This window comes from Candidatus Aciduliprofundum sp. HYA1, from assembly GCF_056175085.1.
In genome coordinates this window covers 1357803-1375711 of sequence record NZ_CM149694.1, presented here as the reverse complement: position 1 = coordinate 1375711, position 17909 = coordinate 1357803, and the positions used below count along the sequence as shown (strand labels likewise).

General features: G+C 44.8%; 20 protein-coding genes. 9 read left to right on the top strand and 11 right to left on the bottom strand.

The features are described from left to right. Positions 1-36: 36 nt before the first annotated feature. A complete protein-coding gene (locus AC0S1O_RS07420) occupies positions 37-750 on the bottom strand; it encodes a GNAT family N-acetyltransferase (RefSeq protein WP_475393678.1) in 714 nt (237 codons plus the stop codon). Between the two features lie 93 nt (positions 751-843). Between AC0S1O_RS07420 and AC0S1O_RS07415 the strand changes: the two genes are divergently transcribed. Together AC0S1O_RS07415 and AC0S1O_RS07410 are read left to right on the top strand one after the other, a co-directional pair. After that, positions 844-1539: an RAD55 family ATPase gene (locus AC0S1O_RS07415; protein ID WP_475393677.1), complete on the top strand. Its 696-nt coding sequence runs from the start codon at positions 844-846 to the stop codon at positions 1537-1539. After that, positions 1536-2114, top strand: coding sequence for a hypothetical protein (locus AC0S1O_RS07410; RefSeq protein ID WP_475393676.1), 579 nt, complete (start codon positions 1536-1538; stop codon positions 2112-2114). The genes AC0S1O_RS07415 and AC0S1O_RS07410 overlap by 4 nt, the downstream gene beginning before the upstream one ends. Here the strand turns inward: AC0S1O_RS07410 and AC0S1O_RS07405 are convergent. After that, complete coding sequence (locus AC0S1O_RS07405; protein ID WP_475393675.1) at positions 2092-2346, bottom strand: MazG nucleotide pyrophosphohydrolase domain-containing protein; 255 nt, start codon at positions 2344-2346, stop codon at positions 2092-2094. The two genes, AC0S1O_RS07410 and AC0S1O_RS07405, sit on opposite strands and share 23 nt — an antisense overlap. A gap of 24 nt (positions 2347-2370) precedes the next feature. Next, on the bottom strand, positions 2371-2892 hold the full coding sequence (locus AC0S1O_RS07400; RefSeq protein ID WP_475393674.1) for a HemK2/MTQ2 family protein methyltransferase: 522 nt from the start codon (positions 2890-2892) through the stop codon (positions 2371-2373). A gap of 66 nt (positions 2893-2958) precedes the next feature. Between AC0S1O_RS07400 and AC0S1O_RS07395 the strand changes: the two genes are divergently transcribed. Next, on the top strand, positions 2959-3594 hold the full coding sequence (locus AC0S1O_RS07395; protein WP_475393673.1) for an MBL fold metallo-hydrolase: 636 nt from the start codon (positions 2959-2961) through the stop codon (positions 3592-3594). Here AC0S1O_RS07395 and AC0S1O_RS07390 read toward each other — a convergent pair. The 6 genes from AC0S1O_RS07390 to AC0S1O_RS07365 are packed head-to-tail and all read right to left on the bottom strand — an operon-like array spanning position 3584 to position 6121. Beyond that, the gene (locus AC0S1O_RS07390) at positions 3584-4240 is read right to left on the bottom strand and encodes a translation initiation factor IF-6 (RefSeq protein WP_475393672.1); all 657 of its coding nucleotides are present in this window, start codon (positions 4238-4240) and stop codon (positions 3584-3586) included. The genes AC0S1O_RS07395 and AC0S1O_RS07390 overlap by 11 nt on opposite strands. Beyond that, positions 4237-4500: a 50S ribosomal protein L31e gene (locus AC0S1O_RS07385; protein WP_475393671.1), complete on the bottom strand. Its 264-nt coding sequence runs from the start codon at positions 4498-4500 to the stop codon at positions 4237-4239. The genes AC0S1O_RS07390 and AC0S1O_RS07385 overlap by 4 nt, the downstream gene beginning before the upstream one ends. Before the next feature lie 10 nt (positions 4501-4510). Further along, on the bottom strand, positions 4511-4666 hold the full coding sequence (locus tag AC0S1O_RS07380) for a 50S ribosomal protein L39e (protein ID WP_015282582.1): 156 nt from the start codon (positions 4664-4666) through the stop codon (positions 4511-4513). Between the two features lie 2 nt (positions 4667-4668). Further along, positions 4669-5001, bottom strand: a complete 333-nt coding sequence (locus tag AC0S1O_RS07375; protein WP_475393670.1) for a DNA-binding protein — start codon at positions 4999-5001, stop codon at positions 4669-4671. A 6-nt stretch (positions 5002-5007) separates the two neighbouring features. Beyond that, entirely contained in the window at positions 5008-5493 is a 486-nt protein-coding gene (locus AC0S1O_RS07370; RefSeq protein ID WP_475394488.1) for a 30S ribosomal protein S19e, read from the bottom strand. A 52-nt stretch (positions 5494-5545) separates the two neighbouring features. After that, on the bottom strand, positions 5546-6121 hold the full coding sequence (locus AC0S1O_RS07365) for a hypothetical protein (RefSeq protein WP_475393669.1): 576 nt from the start codon (positions 6119-6121) through the stop codon (positions 5546-5548). Positions 6122-6199: 78 nt separating this feature from the next. Between AC0S1O_RS07365 and AC0S1O_RS07360 the strand changes: the two genes are divergently transcribed. Continuing rightward, a complete protein-coding gene (locus AC0S1O_RS07360; protein ID WP_475393668.1) occupies positions 6200-7351 on the top strand; it encodes a M20 metallopeptidase family protein in 1152 nt (383 codons plus the stop codon). On the opposite strand, the gene AC0S1O_RS07355 is transcribed toward AC0S1O_RS07360, so the two are convergent. Next, on the bottom strand, positions 7288-8358 hold the full coding sequence (locus AC0S1O_RS07355) for a MarR family transcriptional regulator (RefSeq protein WP_475393667.1): 1071 nt from the start codon (positions 8356-8358) through the stop codon (positions 7288-7290). The two genes, AC0S1O_RS07360 and AC0S1O_RS07355, sit on opposite strands and share 64 nt — an antisense overlap. 143 nt (positions 8359-8501) lie before the next feature. Here AC0S1O_RS07355 and AC0S1O_RS07350 point away from each other — a divergent pair, with 143 nt between their 5' ends. Next, positions 8502-12575 carry an efflux RND transporter permease subunit gene (locus AC0S1O_RS07350; protein ID WP_475394487.1) on the top strand — a complete coding sequence of 1358 codons (4074 nt, stop codon included), beginning with the start codon at positions 8502-8504 and terminating at the stop codon, positions 12573-12575. Between the two features lie 82 nt (positions 12576-12657). Then, the gene (albA, locus tag AC0S1O_RS07345) at positions 12658-12930 is read left to right on the top strand and encodes a DNA-binding protein Alba (protein ID WP_015282575.1); all 273 of its coding nucleotides are present in this window, start codon (positions 12658-12660) and stop codon (positions 12928-12930) included. 30 nt (positions 12931-12960) lie between these two features. Here the strand turns inward: albA and AC0S1O_RS07340 are convergent, their stop codons facing one another. After that, complete coding sequence (locus AC0S1O_RS07340; protein WP_475393666.1) at positions 12961-16527, bottom strand: sialidase family protein; 3567 nt, start codon at positions 16525-16527, stop codon at positions 12961-12963. Positions 16528-16638: 111 nt separating this feature from the next. Here AC0S1O_RS07340 and AC0S1O_RS07335 point away from each other — a divergent pair, with 111 nt between their 5' ends. From AC0S1O_RS07335 to AC0S1O_RS07325, 3 genes are read left to right on the top strand one after another with little or no spacing between them, the layout of a single operon-like run. After that, the gene (locus AC0S1O_RS07335) at positions 16639-17217 is read left to right on the top strand and encodes an HVO_0476 family zinc finger protein (RefSeq protein ID WP_475393665.1); all 579 of its coding nucleotides are present in this window, start codon (positions 16639-16641) and stop codon (positions 17215-17217) included. A 34-nt stretch (positions 17218-17251) separates the two neighbouring features. After that, on the top strand, positions 17252-17668 hold the full coding sequence (locus tag AC0S1O_RS07330) for a hypothetical protein (protein WP_475393664.1): 417 nt from the start codon (positions 17252-17254) through the stop codon (positions 17666-17668). Between the two features lie 34 nt (positions 17669-17702). Beyond that, the gene (locus tag AC0S1O_RS07325; protein WP_475393663.1) at positions 17703-17906 is read left to right on the top strand and encodes a hypothetical protein; all 204 of its coding nucleotides are present in this window, start codon (positions 17703-17705) and stop codon (positions 17904-17906) included. Positions 17907-17909 lie beyond the last annotated feature (3 nt).

The following is a 17909-nucleotide window of genomic DNA, read 5'->3' as shown; positions in this document are numbered from 1 at the left end:
GAAAAATTACCATGGCTGACTTTTTGATGACGAAAATCAGGGGATTATGTCCACACCAACGTTGATCCAAACATCCTCTCCCACTGTTTTGAAGTCAAATTTTCTGTATAGTTCTATGGCGGGGTAGTTATTGTCCCTGACCCAGAGCACCACATTTTCGGTTTTTCCATAGGCCTCGTTTAGGAAGTGGGATATCAATGCCCTGGCATATCCCCTTCTGCGATACTCTCTCTTTGTGATGAGGGCTCCCAGAACCCAGACCTCTGGCAGGTATGTGAGGGCTGAAATTGAACTTATGGCCTTCTCTCCATACACAATCCCCCAAGTTCTGGCCTTTTCAACGAGGTACGATGGGTCCTGGAAAAGTGAGGTTAGAAATGAAGAGTCCCTTATTTCAACCACATTCTCTGAGATTTTGAATCTTGCGGGTTTTCTTGCCATAACCATAATGCGGTACTTCTTTCCCTTCCACAGATGCTGGAATTTGTAGGGCATATGTATGATTCCCTTTTCAATATCCAGAATATCAAGAAAATTTCTGGTGCTTTCCTCGTCACCATGAATTATCACGGATGGTATTGCTGCTCCGTGGTAGATCAGCATGTATCCTCTAACCCCTTGCTCCCAGTTCACATAGAATTCCGTGTTTTCGCGTTCAACTCTCAGGTCCCAAAGGGTAAAGGCGTGCCTCACGGGGTCCTTCTTGCAAAAATTCTCCAGTTCTCTCAGCCTCTGATTTTTAAGTATCATTGGAATGCGATGCGCATACACCCTAAATATTTTTGTTTTCACAATTGATAATCAAAAGGAAAAATTTAAATCCACGATGGGGAAGTGCCAACTATGACGGTTCCAGTCGCCCCAACGGGCATTAAAAAACTCGATGAAGCGCTTGGCGGAGGTTTTCCTAGGAACGGAATGTCGCTTGTGGTTGGACCCTCTGGAATAGGCAAGACGATACTTGCGCTCCAGTGGCTTGCTGAGGGAGCTAGAAATGGAGAATCCTGCGTGTATGTATCCACCACGATACCCTCTGAGGCTGTTATTGCCTACTATGGTGAGATGGGACTTTTGAAGGGGGTGGTGGATAAGATTGGATGGTACGATATGTACATAAGCCCGAAGGACCTGATTCCATTCACCACAGAAAAGATGCTTCATCTGATACACAGGGTTCTTCCGGATTACTTTGACGAGCAGTTGAATCTCATAAAACCTATTGATCGCCTGGTGCTCGATAGCCTAACAACGGTTGAGAGAATGGTTGATGATCAGGCAATGTTCAGGTACCTTGGAGCCACTTGGATTAGGTTCTTCCACGAGAAAAAGATCGCAATGCTCTTCATCGAGGAGATGGACGGAGATTCAAAGGTCAAATACGGAGAGATGAAGAATTTCAGTGAGGCCACTGTAGTGATGGATTACAAGGAGCACGAGAACCTCCATATGAGGGCCCTGAAAATCTTGAAAAGGTATGGGTTCAATCATCCAACATACTGGCTTCCATTCCACATCCGCGACGAGGGAATTGTGCTATGAGCAGGCTTGATGAGATAATAGATAGCATGGTCGATGATTCAAAGATAGTGATGATTCTCACAAAGGCAGAGTTGAGAACATTGCTGGGCTACAAGATAGTGGCGCATCTTTTGAAGCAGGAGGATACCAAGGGCCTCTATGTGGCTCTAAATATTCCCCACTTGACCGTTGAGAGGAGAATACAGAAACTTGGTGCGGATCCATCAAAACTGTTTTTCATAGATTGCATAACTGCCTCCATAAAATCACCTGAAGAGCGTGAGAATGTGATATACCTGAGTGAGCCATCGCTAATTCTTATGGAAGGTGCCCTGAGACACGGTCTCAGGGTTCTGGATGGGGAGCGCAATTTCGTTTACATTGAGTCAATAAGCACTTTTCTGGCCTACAACTCCTACCAATCCTTTATAAGGTTTCTGAGAATGATAACCAACGAGATTCGCCTTTACGGGCTCATAGGAATAATTTTCATGCTCGATAAGGAACTTGAAGACGTTGAGTTCAGCCAAGCAACCACATTTGTGGATGACATCGTTGATTTAAGGGACCTCACTAGGGAGGATTTGGAGAATTGAGGTATTTCTTCCTGAATGCCTCTTCCACGTCAATATTGAGCACATTGGCCACAGATAAAAGCCAGGCAAACACATCTGCGATCTCCTCTTCAATGCCATCTCCCTCACGCACGGCCTTGAACAGCTCTCCCACTTCTTCCCCCAGCCAGACGAGATCCGCGTGGATTCCCCTTTTTCTGTCCTTCTGCCCGTAGAATTCCTCAATTATTCTCTGTGCCTCTTTGAGTTCCATAGGGCTTTATACCTACATGTCTTTTTAATTTTTTCTTGCCCTGTAGAGGTATATTTCGTGAAAGGAGAGTTTCATTCTATCAATGAGGGTGAAAACATAGGGCATTTTTAGAACCCTCTCAATCCTGTTGAATGAGGATAGGATGATGTAGATCTCCCCATCGGGCTTCAGGTACCTCCACGCATCTTTCAGAAATTTTATGGTGATCTCATCACCATACTCCCCTCCAGCCCACTGCAGATCCTTTATGCTCTTTGCCTCCCCTGGAAGATAGGGAGGGTTGAATATTATTGTATCGTACCTGCCCTGCACATTCTCAAATAGATTTGATACGATGAATTTTATTCTCACATCTTCCCTTATTGCTCGCGTCTTGGCGTAATCTATGGCCTCTGGATCTATGTCCACGGCCGTGACTCTGCTGCCTCTTTTGGCACATTCTATGGCAATTTCGCCATTCCCCGTGCCCATCTCGAGCACATCTATACCGCATCTTATGTTTTTCAGTATGAGCAGCGTATCCTCTGATATGGGGTAAACGTCCATTGAAAATGTTTATATTTGAAATTACATTATAATTTCGGTGTAAAGGATTGGAATGGGGTGAGAAATATGGAGATCAGATGGCACGGACACTCGTGCTTTGAGATAGGGGATGGAACGAGAATAGTTATAGATCCCCATGATGGTAGATCAATAGGCATAAAAGCCCCTAGGGTTCAGGCGGATATCGTTCTTGTAACCCACCACCATTTTGACCACGATGCCGTACGGGTTGTCAGGGGAAATTATAAGGTGATTGATTCTCCCGGGAATTATGAAGTCGGGGATTTGCGCATTAAGGGCATAGAAGCATATCATGATGAAATGAAAGGAAAGAAGAGGGGAAGAATCACCATGTTCAAGATTGAGAAGGAGGGAATAGGGCTTTTGCATGTGGGAGACCTTGGACATATTCTCACCGGTGAGCAACTCTCGGAAATTGGAGAGGTGGATATTCTCTTCACCCCCGTCGGTGGCGTTTACACCGTGGATGCCAAGGGTGCCTATGAGAATGCTATGAGGATAAGGCCGAGGGTGATTGTGCCCATGCACTACAAGATTACAGGTATGAGTTTGGGCATAGCCCCCGTTGACGAGTTTTTAAAACTTTTCGGAGAGGAACAGGTGGAGTATGTGGGAAACTCAATATATGTCACGAGGGATGATTTGCCTAAGAAAATGAAGGTTTGGGTATTCACTCTATGATGTCCAGGGCGTTTTCTATTCTGTCTATCTCCACATTCGTGGTCTTCTCTCCCACCACAGCACCGTAGTCGTTGGCAACCAGACTTGCACCCAGGTACTTGCTTCCATAGTTGGCGGTGCTGACGTAAACGGGTACACCGAACAGATTTTTCAGGGATTTTATCTCCTCTTCGTCAACCTCGGGATGCACGATCATACCCTTGTTCGTTACAACGGCTGCCGAACCCACGGTTTTTATCCCACCAATGGTGCCCTTAACTACTTCCACATCCAGTGCATCCTCAATGTACTTCACAGTTTTACTATCAAAATCCACGTGCACCAAGGCAACCCTGTCATTTGCCAGAATGTCGTTGCCTATGGCATTTATTTTATCTTCCACGAAGAGAACGTTCATCTCATCAATAAGAAAACTTACCTCCCTTTCATCGGCAAAGTTTGTCACGACAGCCCCGTTTGAGTTCATAACCATCAAACTTCCGATAAGGGGCGAGCCACCGAGCATTGTCTTAAAAACTCTTGCCCTCAGGGCCCTTTCAAAGGTGGAAATGTCAACATCAAAATTAGGTAAAACCACGATGCTGTTATTGCAGGCGGCGTAAACCCCAATGAACGGACTTCCGTTGATCGATGTTTTCTTTATCATTCAGGCATCAGTACTTCTACCGTATCTTCTTCTTCAAATTTTATCGCCTTGACCGTTATTTTGCTTGGAGGCTTCTGTATTCCTCTCTTCCAGATCTCCTCGTTAACCCTGTTGTCAATCCAAACGTTTTCCAGGGGCACCTTCATGTGCCTTGAAATGTAAATCTTGAGCAATTTTACAGCGTAATTTGCCCTCCTGGTACGGGGCACCATCTTGGCCTTCCTGAGCGGAACGTTAAATATCATCTCTTTCTCTGCCATCTTCCTCACCTTACACCTTCAATTTGTTCCTGCGCCAGTTTCTTCTGTGCGGATGGAACGTGAATTTTCTATCAGTACGCATCATAACCCAGGCAGGAACCCTCCTGTTGGAGTTCATCCTTCTTATCAAACGCATTTTCCTTGCAACATGCTTGTTTCTTGCCATTTTCATCTCCTCTCAATCCTTATTTCCCTTCTTTGTGAAGTCAATCTGCTTAATATACTTTTTAGTTCCTCATCAGTTATCATCCTGCCCAGCCTTCCACTTTGGGCCAGGATTATGAGTTGATTCTCCACGGCCTCTGCAAGTTCGGGCCTCACCAGCTTTATTCGTGCAAGGCGCTCCCTGGCCTCTGGCTCCAGGATCTGGCGGAGTATTGCCTGTCTGGCGGCCTCTTCCTCCTCCCTTCTCCTCTCTTCCACATTCTCCTGGGCAGCACCCTGCTGCATCAGTTCCATCATCTTTCGACGCTTGATTTCCTCAAGTTCCCTGTCCTCCATACTCCCTCACTTCAGGTACTTCTCCATCTGGGGATTTTCCTTAACGATATCCTTCATTATTTCATGGGCCGTGTTGTCCAGGAATGATCTGCCCTGGGATGTGATGACTCTGCCGACCACTATCTCCTTGTTGCTCTTTCCCATCTTTGTGACTTTCTCCACGTATCCAAGTTCTTCGAGCTGCTGAAGTGCCTTGCGCACGATGGCCCTGCTACCCTTCCGTGCCTTGTATCTCTTGGAGCCACGATCCTCCTTTCCTCCGTACTCCGCTGCCAGACGTGAGGTACCGATGGGACCCATTACGTAGATCTTTCTGAGCACAGATGCCAGGTGCACGTACCACCAGTCCTCCTGCTCTGGACCCTTCTCCTTATGCACTCCCGTGGTGACCCATCTGGTCCACTCTGGAGGCTCTGCTTTCTTCTCTTTCTTCAACTTCTCCGCAACTGCTCGAATGAGTTTATCTGGGGGAACATCATACACTGTGACCATATCAATCGCCAAACCGCCCTATACATTACCTATATAAGAGTATTTCGTTAATTCAGAGTTTGATCTCTTCAACCGCATCGTTCTTCAATAGAATGCTGAATATCTTCTTGGGCAGATGAAGCACATCCTCCTTTTTCAAAATAAGATTCCTATCTGGCAGGGCTATTTTCATGGATGGAACTTTAACACGGGCGAGAATGTACTCCCCCCTCTCAATCTCCTCAACCTTTTTCTCCTTTTCCTTCTTTTCCTGAAGCGGGCTTACCTCCCTCCTGTAAATTGCGTTTTTGTGTCTCTCAATGGCGTCCTTGACTTCCCTGTACAGCACCTCCTCCTCCTTGGTCAGGTTTTTTACCTCCCTCTCGTTTTTCCATAGGGTTGAAAGGAGAATTTTCCGGGTTCTGAGTGCTATGATCTCATCCAGGGCCTTCTCAATTTTCTTTATCTCTCCCATTATTTTTCCTGCCTTCTCCAGGTCCATCTTCTCCATGTAAACTCTGGCATTCATTCTGAGTTCCTCAATCCTGTTAATCGTATCTTCGTAGAAATTCTTCTTCAATTTTTGCAGATCCTTTTTACTCGCCCGTTCCTGACGCTTGATCTCTTCAAGTTCGTTGAGCAAACCCACATTTCTCAATGCTCCAACTTGTATAAATGCTTTTTGCAGAACCAATGGATTTTTATACTTTCTCTTGCATTTCTTCCTATGAAACTTGGGGATTTTCTGAAGTATCAGGACGAGATAATTGCCCTTCGCAGGGATTTCCACATGCATCCCGAGTTGGGATTCGAGGAGTTCCGCACCTCTGGTATTGTGAGGGATTACCTGAACGATCTGGGAATAGAGACGAGGATCATGGCCAAGACAGGTGTTGTGGGTTATCTCAACAATGGAGGCGATATGACGGTAGGAATAAGGGCGGATATGGATGCCCTTCCGATTCAGGAGGAAAATGAGGTACCATATAAATCAAAGATCCCGGGGAAAATGCATGCCTGTGGCCACGATGCCCACACCGCCATGCTTCTCGTCACAGCCAAGATTCTGAGTGGGATGGAATTTGAGGGAAATGTGCGGTTCATATTTCAGCCTGCAGAGGAGGGATTGAACGGGGCGGCAAGGATGGTTGAAGAGGGTGCGATTGAAGGAGTGGATAGGATTATAGGTATGCACGTGTGGATAAACTTACCCTCAAGGAGTATTGGCATATCACCCGGGCCCATTCTTGCGGCGGTGGACAGGTTCAAAATAAGGGTGGTTGGGAAGGGAGGCCATGGGGCATCCCCCCATGAAACTGCAGATCCCATAGTTGCCTCCGCTCAAATTATTTCTTCCCTGCAGAGTGTTGTGAGCAGGAATGTGGATCCTGTTGACACTGCTGTTCTCACGGTTGGCTCGATTCATGGAGGATCTGCCTTTAACATCATTCCTGAAATTGTGGAGATGGATGGTACCGTGCGCACATTCAGGGAGGACACACAGAGATTGGTTGAGAGAAGAATTGGTGAGATATGCACCAACGTTGCCCGTGCTTATGGTTGTGAGGCCAATTTGGAGTATCTGCACTTGAATTATGCCACTGTAAACGATGAGGGAATGGCGGAGATGGGAAGACGTGTGGCCTCTTTCACGCAGGTTTTGGATCAGGGTGTAAACATGGGTGGCGAGGATTTTTCGGAATATGCAAGACGAATTCCTGGATTATTTGCTTATCTGGGAGTAAGAAACGAGGAAAGGGGAATAACGAACCCGCATCACAGCCCAAAATTTGACATTGATGAATCTGCCCTTCCCTATGGTGTTGCCTTTGAAGTCCTTATGGCCCTTGAACTGATGAAAGATCTCAATATCGGGTAGTATACGTGGTCCTTTATTTTTATTCCCTCCTGAAGTGAGAGAAACAGAATGTTGGGCTCCTTGGTGAGTACTCCTGTTTCCTCTCCTAATTTTTCAAAGAATGACACTATATCCCTGCTCTCCTTAAGGGTTTTGAAGGGTGCCAGGGCAACCCCTTCCAGGGAGTTGTAGGCGGCGAACACTATGTTTGATAGGTCGTATCCAAATCTTCTCAGGTCCATTCTTTTCAATTTCTCCATCGGCTCTGGATTTGAAGTCCAGTGTGCAAAAACGAGCACATCGTAGCCCATCTTGGCCAGGTTTGGGATTATCTTTCGTGAAAGCCAGCCCTGCCTGAACAATTTGGACTTTATTTTTGAAACGCTCTGCTGTGATAGGCCCGTATTCTTTGCAATGGAGGATACCGTGCTAGCAGGATTCTTCACCAGTTCAAGGAGCACGTCAAATTCCCTGCCTTTTAGAGGTTCCTTTTTTTCTGGGTTTTTCCTCTCTTCTTCCATTTCTATGTGGAAATCCTTGCATATCAATGGGGCATAGTCAAAGAACATTGGAATCTCCGTCAGTTCAAATGGGAATATGATCATCCTTGTGTTCTCCGTTTGAAGAAACTCTCTCACTTTTATCAACCTCTCAGCGTATATTAGGCCCTTAAAAACCTCGGTGAAATTCTTTGACACGGCTATGACAAATCCCCTGTAGGACTCTGCGAAAGAGTAAAATATACCCGATGAGAAGGGTGGATACTCCCTTATGTTTTTCACCCTCTGCAAGTTGTTCATCTTCTTCTTATTCAGGCTCCCGTACCCGACAACAAGAAGTTCAAATCCAAGGGAGTGGAAGTCTGGAATGATAATTTCCCTGTATATCCCCTCCTTTTTCATCCTCTCCAGAGATTTGTAAACTGTCCAGTAATTCATATCCAGAAAATCGGCAAGTTCCTTTACAGACATATTGGGATTTCTTAACGCTCCACAGAGAATCTCCCTTTGCACACTGTTGAACTTCATCAAGGGTCATAATGGAGAGCCCATATTTAAAAATTTCCAAAAAATTGAAAAAATTAACCATAATAGCAGATAATTTTGATAAAAAATAGGGAAAAATAGCAAAAATTTAAATATTGTCTGTCCATGCTCCATTGGTGGTGCTTATGGATCTGAGAGGTCTGGGCAATATTGTGAGCAGGAAGCCGGTCACGGTGCTTATTGTTATACTCCTGATTACTGCAGTCTTTGGATTCTACGCGGCACAGATGCAAATGAGTGCAGATCTGCGGACATTTCTGCCAAACGATGAAATGGTGCGTGCCCAGGAAAAGATAAGTGAGGAATTTGGAGATACGGATATCGTGCAGGTCGTCTTCGTGTCCAACAACACTCTTTCAAGGTCAACGCTGGAGGATATGCTGACCGTTGAGGCAAATCTTGAAAATGATAGCATTATTTTGAAGAATTTGAAAACTCCCGACAATCCCGGGAATAGTATAGTTTCCCCTGCAGATATAATTGTTATGGGCAATATCACTCTTGGATTTGAGAAATCCCTGATTTCAATGCTCAAAAATTTTACCGCAACCATGGGTGATTTGAATTTCACCCTGATGCTCATGCCCCTGAATGCCATGAACACCGTTCTTGCCGATTACGAGGACATATACAACAATGCCTCATTGATAAGAAGCGACGCCCAGACCGTGGTGCTCATGCTTTTCAATATGCCCTCTGGGCATAATGGCTCGGAAATGGTTGATATTGAACCCTTACTTCAGAACATAACGGCGGTGCTTGTAAACGGTGAGAATTTTGAGATCAAGTCCAAGGTTCTTACAATAGTAACTCCCCCCCGGGGTGGGGCCTCCTCCACCAGTTCAGGTATGGAGAATCCTCTGTTTGAATATTTTGTGAAGGATATTGAGTCAAATATGAGTTATGATGATAAGGCTGTCGCAGTTCACTACTTCTCTCTGAGCAACAAGTTCACATCCACATCCCTTCAGTATTCCCTGTCATCTGTGAACTCTGCGATTAATGGAAATTCCCAACTCATAAATGCCCTCACAGCGGTGAAGATGTATGTGATGAACGGGGATAACTCCACAGCACTGGAAATAATGAATCAGACCTTGCAGGGGGTATCTTCAAATCTTAACAGCATGGGGCGGGTACTTCCCTATTATCGGGCTTACAATGAATCCGTATCAAAATTCCTGTATGATATGGAAATGGGCGCTCCAACTCCCCAGGATATACTGAGTGTGAAGGAGAATATATCGGCAATGCTATCCGTTTCCCAAGGTGATCTGAAAAATATGATGGAAATATTCAACTCAACATTCAATCAATGGCTCAATAGCAATTACCTGTTCTACGATGTTGTATACGAGGCCAACTCCACTTTGCAGATCGTTCAGAATTTTATTAGAAATTACGATGCCTTGGTTATGCTTCAGAATTCTCTTACAGGTATTGGGATGGAGATAAACCATGATACCGTGGCTAATACCACGGCTCATATTGATGCCCTGATCGGTTACCTTAAAGGTATGAATCAGAAACTTGAAACTCAGAGAGAGAATTTGCAGGAGATAATATCCTCCTTGAATGAGCCCTATCCAAAATGGTTTGCCCAGATGATTGGGGACCTGGATTACGTTATGCACAATTCCCGTGTGGGTCCAAATGCCCTGAACATATTCGCCTACACGATTCGGATGATGAACCAGTCCAACAGCTCGGGCTCTGGGGGATTTGATGTGTTCTATGCGCTGAAAGATGCATTTGCATCCTCCGTGGCGGATATTTACAAGTACAAGATTCAGAACATGTATCTCACAATACTGGGTATGGCCAGTATGGGTGGAGAATTTGATAAAATGCCAAGCATGCCGTCCTCTCCTTCCATAAGTGTTCCGAATCTGAGTCCGAGCGTTGAGGATAAGAAAAAAGTGCTTGAGAACATGAGCCAGGAGGATATAATAAGAACCTTGAAGAATATCGAGAACTACAATTCCTCTGAACTCACATCAACTCTGAATCAGACCATTCCGGTTATAAACAATGTGACCTCAGAGATGGGAAGGGTGGGGAGTGTTCTAAGGAATGTTGTGAACTCAATAGAGTTTGTTTACAGAACGACCGGAAATGAGAATGTAAGCAGGAGTTTGGGATTTTACAGAGATATGTATGGGAACATATCCAATGCATCTTCTGGATTGAAATATATGGCCGGGTATCTTCCCCACATCTCTGGATTCACCTATATGATGCACCAGTTCTCGGGGGAGTTGAAGAGCATGTTCTCCAAGGATTTCAACGGTTATTCTGCCCGAGCGGCAATGATGATTGTCATGCTCAATGAAACATACCTGCCTGGGGAAACGGATAAACAGCACAGCCAGAGAATGGAATCCCTGGAAGAGAGGGTTGGCACAATTGCAAGGAACTCTAAGATTGGCAGCAGGGTTATGGTGCTTGGATCCTACCTCATATCCAAGGCCACAGAGAAAACGTCAAATGAGACAATGAACGTTTTGCTCCCTGTATCCATGATCCTTGTGGTTATTATCCTGCTTATAACCTTCAGAAGCATTGTGGATACCCTTCTTGGATTGCTAGGATTGGGCATGGCGATTTCTTGGGCCTATGGATACGGAGTTCTTGCAGGATACAATTTCAATCAGATAAGCACAACGGTGGCCGTTCTTTTGGTCGGTCTGGGTATAGATTATGCCATCCACACAATACTGCGCTACAGGGAAGAGTTGAGAAAGGGTAGAAATGTACGTGATGCAATGAGGGAAATGATAACCCATCTTGGTATGGGGCTCATCCTTGCTACAATAACCACGATAATCGCATTCTTATCCAACATTTCCTCACCTATCCCTCCAGTGCAGGACTTTGGAGTTATGAACGCTGTTGGTATATTTGGGGCATTTATCATATTCACAACTGCCATACCTGCCATAAAGATTCTCATAGACGGACACAGGGAGAAAAGGGGCAAGTTGAAGATAAAAAGGGAAAAGGAAAGGGAAGGTTCTGGACTCATAGTACTCAACAAGTTCATGGCCCTAAGCGCTGTGGCTGCGGAGCATCACAGATACGGGGTTATAGCGGCAGTGCTTCTAATCACGGGAGCGGCAGTGTATGGGGGTATGAACGTAGGTACCACATTTGATCTAAAGGATTTCTTGCCTCAGAATCTGGAGATTACGGATACGATAAATTTCATGATGAAGAATTTCAACACATCCGGAATGAACGATAACTACATTCTCATAGAGGGAAATGTGGCTACACCTCAGGCTCTTGAGGCGGTTAAGCAGACGATGGAAAATCTGAAGGATGATGAGTTCATAGATTATTCGCAGTGCTCCAGCATAACCACCCTTATTTCCCAGTGGGAGGAGAGAAATGCAACATTCGCAAGCATGGTGAGCCAGAACGATACGAATGGAGATGGCCTGCCGGATAAGAATGTGGTTGGTATATACAACTGGCTGTATGAGCATGCCGATGGAAGGGCCATTCTACACAAGAGCAACGGTACCTACGATTCCATGATAATTGTGATCAGAAGCACTGCAAGTACCCAGGAGGCAAACAGGATCGTTACCAAGGAAATTGAGAAGGATATGGAGCCATTGAGAAATGCTGGGCTGAAAGCAACTCTGACGGGCACGAATATTCTCACCTTCCACATCTTAGATATGCTCCAAGCAACAGAATGGAACTCCCTGGTTATAACTCTCATTGCCTCTCTTATAGTTCTGACCATAGTGTTCTTCTATGAGAAGAGAAGTTTGATCCTTGGGCTGATAACCTCCCTACCTGTGATGCTTGCCCTTCTCTGGCTTCTTGGAACCATGTATCTTCTGGGGATAAATTTCAACGTTGTAACTGTGACGGTTACCTCCCTGACCATAGGACTGGGAATCACCTACGCCATACACATAACCCACAGGTTCCTTGAGGATTGGGAGAGAGAAAGGAGCATTGAGGATGCCATAAAGAAAACGGTTAGGCATACTGGGACATCCATATTTGGAGCGGCAGCCACCACCATGGCTGGATTTGGCACCCTCACACTTTCTTCCATGCCCCCGATACAGCAGTTCGGTGAGGTCTCCACGCTGTCCATTCTTTACAGTTTCATACTCTCTGTGTTCATCCTGCCCACCTTCCTCTACATATGGGCCAAGTGGAGGGAATCCAGGAAATAATTTTTCCCTCTTTTTTCTGAGGAAAAATATAAATATTCAAATCCTATTCCTCACATACCCAACAAAAAGGAGGCGATGAAAAATGGCAGAAGAAAACGTTGTGTTCGTGGGAAAGAAGCCAACAATGAACTACGTACTGGCTGTGGTCACGCAGTTTAACAATGGTGTTGACACTGTGATTTTGAAGGCAAGAGGAAAGGCCATAAGCAAGGCCGTGGATGTTGCTGAGATTGTCCGTAACCGCTTTGTGCCCAGTTTGCAGTACGGAGAGATAAAGATTGGTACAGAGACCCTTCAGAGCGAGAAGGGAGAAACAAACGTCTCTTCCATCGAAATAGAGATGAAGAGGGAGTAATCCTTCCCCTCCTATTTTTATTGATTTTGATCAGTGTTTGTTTCTCTTTTGCGATCTTCTTCTTACTGCTATGACAATACCCACAATTGCGATAAGGGGCACTATCACATTGTTCAGTTCGGGAACCTCCGTGTCAAAGTAGATGTCATCGTTGCCGTTCCTGTTATCTGTCCATACCACGTATAATTTTCCTCCAGAGAGTATGGCGGATACGGTGCGGTATATTCCAACACCCGAGCCCTGATCGCTCACAAGGTATGCATTGCTCCAAGTGTTTCCTCCATCGTCCGATTCCACCATGCATATGTATCCTGTGGTTGCGTTCAGGTAGAAAATGTACACGGTTTGCCCGCTAGCCACGACCCATGGGTATACTTCATCATCAGATGAAGTGGTCACGTAGGTTATATCACTCCAACTTGCGCCATTGTCCGCAGAGCTGATGAAGCCTATATTCCAATTCCATATGGTGATAGGAATAAAAAAAAGTCTAATGATTTTATAGTGATCTGCTTGAAATGCTACGTATATATGTTCACCAATCGCAAATATGGATGGATACTCAAAGTCCGTGTATCCACTATGCCGCGATGTTTTAGTGCCTGTGATATCTTTGTCTATCTGCCATATTCGGCTATTGCTGCCAACTCCTGTGTTATTGATTATTTCCACATGCCATTGATCATCCGTTGTGTTATAGTAATCAAAAGCAATGAACACCTTTGGATTAGAGCCCTGCGATATGGCGATTGAGGGATGCCCCAACCAGTATTGAGATATGAATATAATCGGACCGTACCATGAGTCCTCCCCGTCCAGCGTGTAAATGTATCCAATTGTTGAGTTAGATGAGCTGTTGTGATACTCGAATGCCAGATAAATATCAAGTCCGTTTGCGCTGGGATAAACGCTTGCCGAGATGTTGTACACATTCTCCCAGGAGATGGATGTCTTGCTGTACATCACCCAGTTATTTGGAGAAGCGGAACCCGAATGCTTGAAGAACTGGAAATATGCCCCGGACGTGTGGTTTTCAAAGAATACATAGATATCATTGTTTGAGGGGTTTATCACCATCACAGGATTGGATGTATCGTAATATCTGTTTGCATACAGTCTCCAACCGTTCCACGTGGCCCCATTGTCTGTGGAATATGCTATGGCAATATCGTGTTTTCCATTCGCTCTCTCAAAGCTCCAGGCCACCCATAGGGTTCCATCGCTTTCCCTCACGATTGTTGGATGTGTCTCGTCCCTCTTGTTTGAATTTTTTATATTCGATACAAGCACATCCGTGCCAAACAAAGCGTTCAGACTTGTGAATGTTCCGATGGGCTGCAGGGTAACCATCTTTTTGGTCACATTTCCTGTGGGGGAATTTCCACTTATCTCAAATGAGATGTTGTTTCCCCTCGTTTCATACGTGAGCAGGTTATTTTCTGCAGAGCGCGAATTCACCAGAGGGCTATCACTCACGTCCATGTACTCCTTCCAGTTGAAGGTCACAATTAGTACATCTCCACTTGTGAGATGCAGAAAACTGTTGAGTTCTATTGAGTGGTACCCAAGCGCGTATTTCACATGCCTCACGAAACTCCAGTTACCGTTCACATACCTGTAAAGCGAGGCGTTGTACGCTATCCCATCTCTTCCGTAAATCTGAACCATGTAATCTGCTCCAAATTTGTAGTTTGAAGGGGAGAATCCAGTGTTCTTGTTGTTGTCGCTGTTTATGAATATGTCAATCGTGTCCATCCCGTAGATTTTCTTGTGGGGCACGTTTGTCTGATTTATTATAACGCTGTTGTTGTTCTTCGGAGGTAGGGGTGCACGCACTACCGGCACGTCAGTACCTCCAAGCATCTTTCCCTGCACCTGCAGGTACACGAGAAGTGGAGTGGAATTTGAGGCGTAATCCCCATATCTGAGGATGTCTATATTTGGATCACTAACCCTGGTGCCATTGGGAGAAATAACATCGTTGGGAGAGTCCGTCTTTACATTTTTCCAGTCCAGGAAACTCCCATCTATCTGGGGGGTGCTTGGCACGGCACCTATGTAATCCGCTCCGATTATAACCCTTTCAATATAGTAGGGAACATTCACATCAATGCTCTCTATTGAAAGCATAACGGTTTTTCCCATATTCCTTGGGGAGGATGTTAATATTACTCCTATTTTTGAATTTGCGGGTATTTCTTTGTTTATGTGCGGAAATGTGAGGTTGTTTCCTGAGAGATTGAACTCCTTGGAGAGGGTTGTGCCATTCATTACAAGGGTGAAATTTCCAAGTTCCGATATGTTTGCAGTGCCCGTTATCCTGAATGATATGGAGTGGATGATGAACCTTGGGCCTGTTATTTTAAGTTCCAGTATCTCTGCCGGTTTGTTCACAGGTATCACTTTCTGCTCGGCATACTCCTCTATTATGAGTGCAGTTTTTCCATACTCTGGGCATGGGGCGACATCCTGGCTGTTTTTGTAATTGTAAGAGATCACAACTGCCCTGAAATTCTCTGACTTGATGGGTGCAAAACCCTCAATCTGGTTCTTTTCCAGTACTGCGGGAACGGATTGAATCGCCTTGAATCCACCGTAATTGTTTTGATCTGTGGAATTGAATTTGTAGAGTTCCTTTCCTTTCAATGTGTTGTTCCATCCGTAGAGTTCAACCATGTAATCTGCCCCGATGCCTTCAACGAGGTATCCCGTGCTTGTGGAGTTATCTGTGTCAAAGAATATGTAAATCCCATGCGGGGTTTTAAAATCATCCTTTCCAGTAAGGTTCACATAGAAATAAATACCATTTTTTGCAGCATGGAATTTCACATAGTTTATGTTAACACTTTTATTTCCCTGCTCAAGGCCATGGTACGCTACTCCCTGAGACCATTCGGAGAAGTTTCCATCAACAGCGTAAACGTAATGCTTTTCGAAAAATATAAATCCAACAAGGGGTGCGGCAATTATGAGGAATACCAGAAATATGGCCACCGTGATCTTCCATGGATTTGTACCCCTTGGCCCGCTCCATCCGGCGGAGGTGCCATTCACAATTCCCGTGCCATTTATTATCCCGTTTTTGAATCCGTTTATGTTTCCAAATCCATTTGATAACCCTACCTTTGTGGTTGCCACAGGTGTTTTCTTCTCAATTTTCTCCTTCAATTCTCCAGGTGGAGTGTCTCCATTTTTGATGTGGAGCATGTAGGCCTTCTTGTAAGATTTCTTTGCCTCCTCAATCCTGCCCATTTTTTCCAGGATCTCTCCCCTCATCTCCCAGACAACCGGAGATTTGGGATAGAGTTTTGAGAGCCTGTTGTATTCCTCGTAGGCAGAGAGCAGATCCTCCTCGGAGGTTACCTTGCCCCACCTCTTCAGAAAATCCTTGCCCACCTTGTTCTTGTCCTTTTTACTTTTCAGATAATTTTTTAAATACTCTTGAAGTTTCACAACATCCTCTTTGCTTAAATTTGTGAGAGATGCGATTTTGGAAGGATCTGAATTTGCAATATCCTCCACTCCTCCAAAATGGGCCATTAAGGCGTCAATATTCTTCGAATCCAGCCCATATCTTTCCAGTATTCTTCTTATCACATTTCTCACCATGCCACTCTTATATAAATCATTTCTTCATTTTTATGAGAAAAATTTTCATTATTTTGATACACAGGCAAAGTTTTACAAGGGAGAGGCAATACGGGCATTATGAAACTACTGTGTCCGAACTGTGCTAAGGAGACTGAGCATGAAATCCTTTCGATTAAATCGCGCAAAAATGGGGCTGAGTACACGCTCAAGTGCAAGAGTTGTGGTTACACGTATAAGAAATTCATAGAAGATGAGAAAATGAGGGAATTGAAGGTTGTTTGGAGCTGGAGGGACAAATCGGAAGTTAGGAGAATAACCCGTCTTGAGGAGGATGTTATCTCCGTGGGTGATGAAATCAAGGTTGATGGTATAAACTCCCAGATAACGGCCATAGACAGCCATGGACGAAGGGTGAAAAAGGCCAAGGTGAAGGATATAGACACGCTCTGGGCCAAGAGATTTGATCGGGTGGTTGTAAAGATATCTGTGAACATGGGTCCAAAAACTGCAAAATACGAGATAATCGCCCATCCCGACGAGGAGTTTTACATAGGGGATATTTTGGATCTGGAGAAAATGCATGCTGTGATACATAAGATAAAAACCCAGGAGCGTTTTATAATGCGGGGCGGCGCAATGGCACGGGATATTGTAAGAATATATGCCAAGGAGATACGCGAGGTGCGAGAATATTAAAAAAGTTTAAATATTGAAATGTCCATATGCAATTATGGATGGGGAAGGACCGTATATTGGGGAATCGAGTAAGGTGCGTTCCATTCTTGACCTTTTCAATGTGGCAAAGATCCTTGCGCTGGTTATTGGAATAGTGGGATTTCTTCTGGCTGCATGGGCGGCATGGCCTATTATTTATGGATTGTGGGGTGGAATACCCGGGGCGATATACTGGATCGTATCTGCGATAATAAATCTGATGGCATATATGAAATTTGACGAGTTTGTTGGTATGGTGAATGAGAGGAGGTATCAGGCCCTTTACGATCTTCTTGTGGTCTGGATTGTGTTAACCCTCATATTTGGAGTGATCGTTGGCATACTTCTTCTCATTGTGTACATTCAGCTTGGTGAGTTGAAGAATGCAGGTGCATATTCACAGCAGGGTACCCTGCAGCCACCACCGCAGTAGAAAGGTTTTTATCAAATCATCCTTTTTTTGATTTATGCTCAGAACTGCCTTTGAGGAGGTTGCCCCTTACATTTCAAATCTGGATAGAATAAAAAAATTTGTTGATGAGAATGAAAATAAGAGCCCTGAGGAGGTGGTAAACCTTCTTGCAGAGATGATCGAGAGCAGTGAGGGTACGTTGAGAACCGATTTCAGGATATTACTCAACGAATTTGAGAAAACAATTAATAAGAGGTAATGG

What these genes read in the sequence shown, in the direction of transcription:
- AC0S1O_RS07420 (WP_475393678.1), bottom strand. Translation starts at nt 750, where the DNA reads ATGATACTTAAAAATCAGAGGCTGAGAGAACTGGAGAATTTTTGCAAG.
- AC0S1O_RS07415 (WP_475393677.1), top strand. Translation starts at nt 844, where the DNA reads ATGACGGTTCCAGTCGCCCCAACGGGCATTAAAAAACTCGATGAAGCG.
- AC0S1O_RS07410 (WP_475393676.1), top strand. Translation starts at nt 1,536, where the DNA reads ATGAGCAGGCTTGATGAGATAATAGATAGCATGGTCGATGATTCAAAG.
- AC0S1O_RS07405 (WP_475393675.1), bottom strand. Translation starts at nt 2,346, where the DNA reads ATGGAACTCAAAGAGGCACAGAGAATAATTGAGGAATTCTACGGGCAG.
- AC0S1O_RS07400 (WP_475393674.1), bottom strand. Translation starts at nt 2,892, where the DNA reads ATGGACGTTTACCCCATATCAGAGGATACGCTGCTCATACTGAAAAAC.
- AC0S1O_RS07395 (WP_475393673.1), top strand. Translation starts at nt 2,959, where the DNA reads ATGGAGATCAGATGGCACGGACACTCGTGCTTTGAGATAGGGGATGGA.
- AC0S1O_RS07390 (WP_475393672.1), bottom strand. Translation starts at nt 4,240, where the DNA reads ATGATAAAGAAAACATCGATCAACGGAAGTCCGTTCATTGGGGTTTAC.
- AC0S1O_RS07385 (WP_475393671.1), bottom strand. Translation starts at nt 4,500, where the DNA reads ATGGCAGAGAAAGAGATGATATTTAACGTTCCGCTCAGGAAGGCCAAG.
- AC0S1O_RS07380 (WP_015282582.1), bottom strand. Translation starts at nt 4,666, where the DNA reads ATGGCAAGAAACAAGCATGTTGCAAGGAAAATGCGTTTGATAAGAAGG.
- AC0S1O_RS07375 (WP_475393670.1), bottom strand. Translation starts at nt 5,001, where the DNA reads ATGGAGGACAGGGAACTTGAGGAAATCAAGCGTCGAAAGATGATGGAA.
- AC0S1O_RS07370 (WP_475394488.1), bottom strand. Translation starts at nt 5,493, where the DNA reads ATGGTCACAGTGTATGATGTTCCCCCAGATAAACTCATTCGAGCAGTT.
- AC0S1O_RS07360 (WP_475393668.1), top strand. Translation starts at nt 6,200, where the DNA reads ATGAAACTTGGGGATTTTCTGAAGTATCAGGACGAGATAATTGCCCTT.
- AC0S1O_RS07355 (WP_475393667.1), bottom strand. Translation starts at nt 8,358, where the DNA reads ATGAAGTTCAACAGTGTGCAAAGGGAGATTCTCTGTGGAGCGTTAAGA.
- AC0S1O_RS07350 (WP_475394487.1), top strand. Translation starts at nt 8,502, where the DNA reads ATGGATCTGAGAGGTCTGGGCAATATTGTGAGCAGGAAGCCGGTCACG.
- albA (WP_015282575.1), top strand. Translation starts at nt 12,658, where the DNA reads ATGGCAGAAGAAAACGTTGTGTTCGTGGGAAAGAAGCCAACAATGAAC.
- AC0S1O_RS07335 (WP_475393665.1), top strand. Translation starts at nt 16,639, where the DNA reads ATGAAACTACTGTGTCCGAACTGTGCTAAGGAGACTGAGCATGAAATC.
- AC0S1O_RS07330 (WP_475393664.1), top strand. Translation starts at nt 17,252, where the DNA reads ATGGATGGGGAAGGACCGTATATTGGGGAATCGAGTAAGGTGCGTTCC.
- AC0S1O_RS07325 (WP_475393663.1), top strand. Translation starts at nt 17,703, where the DNA reads ATGCTCAGAACTGCCTTTGAGGAGGTTGCCCCTTACATTTCAAATCTG.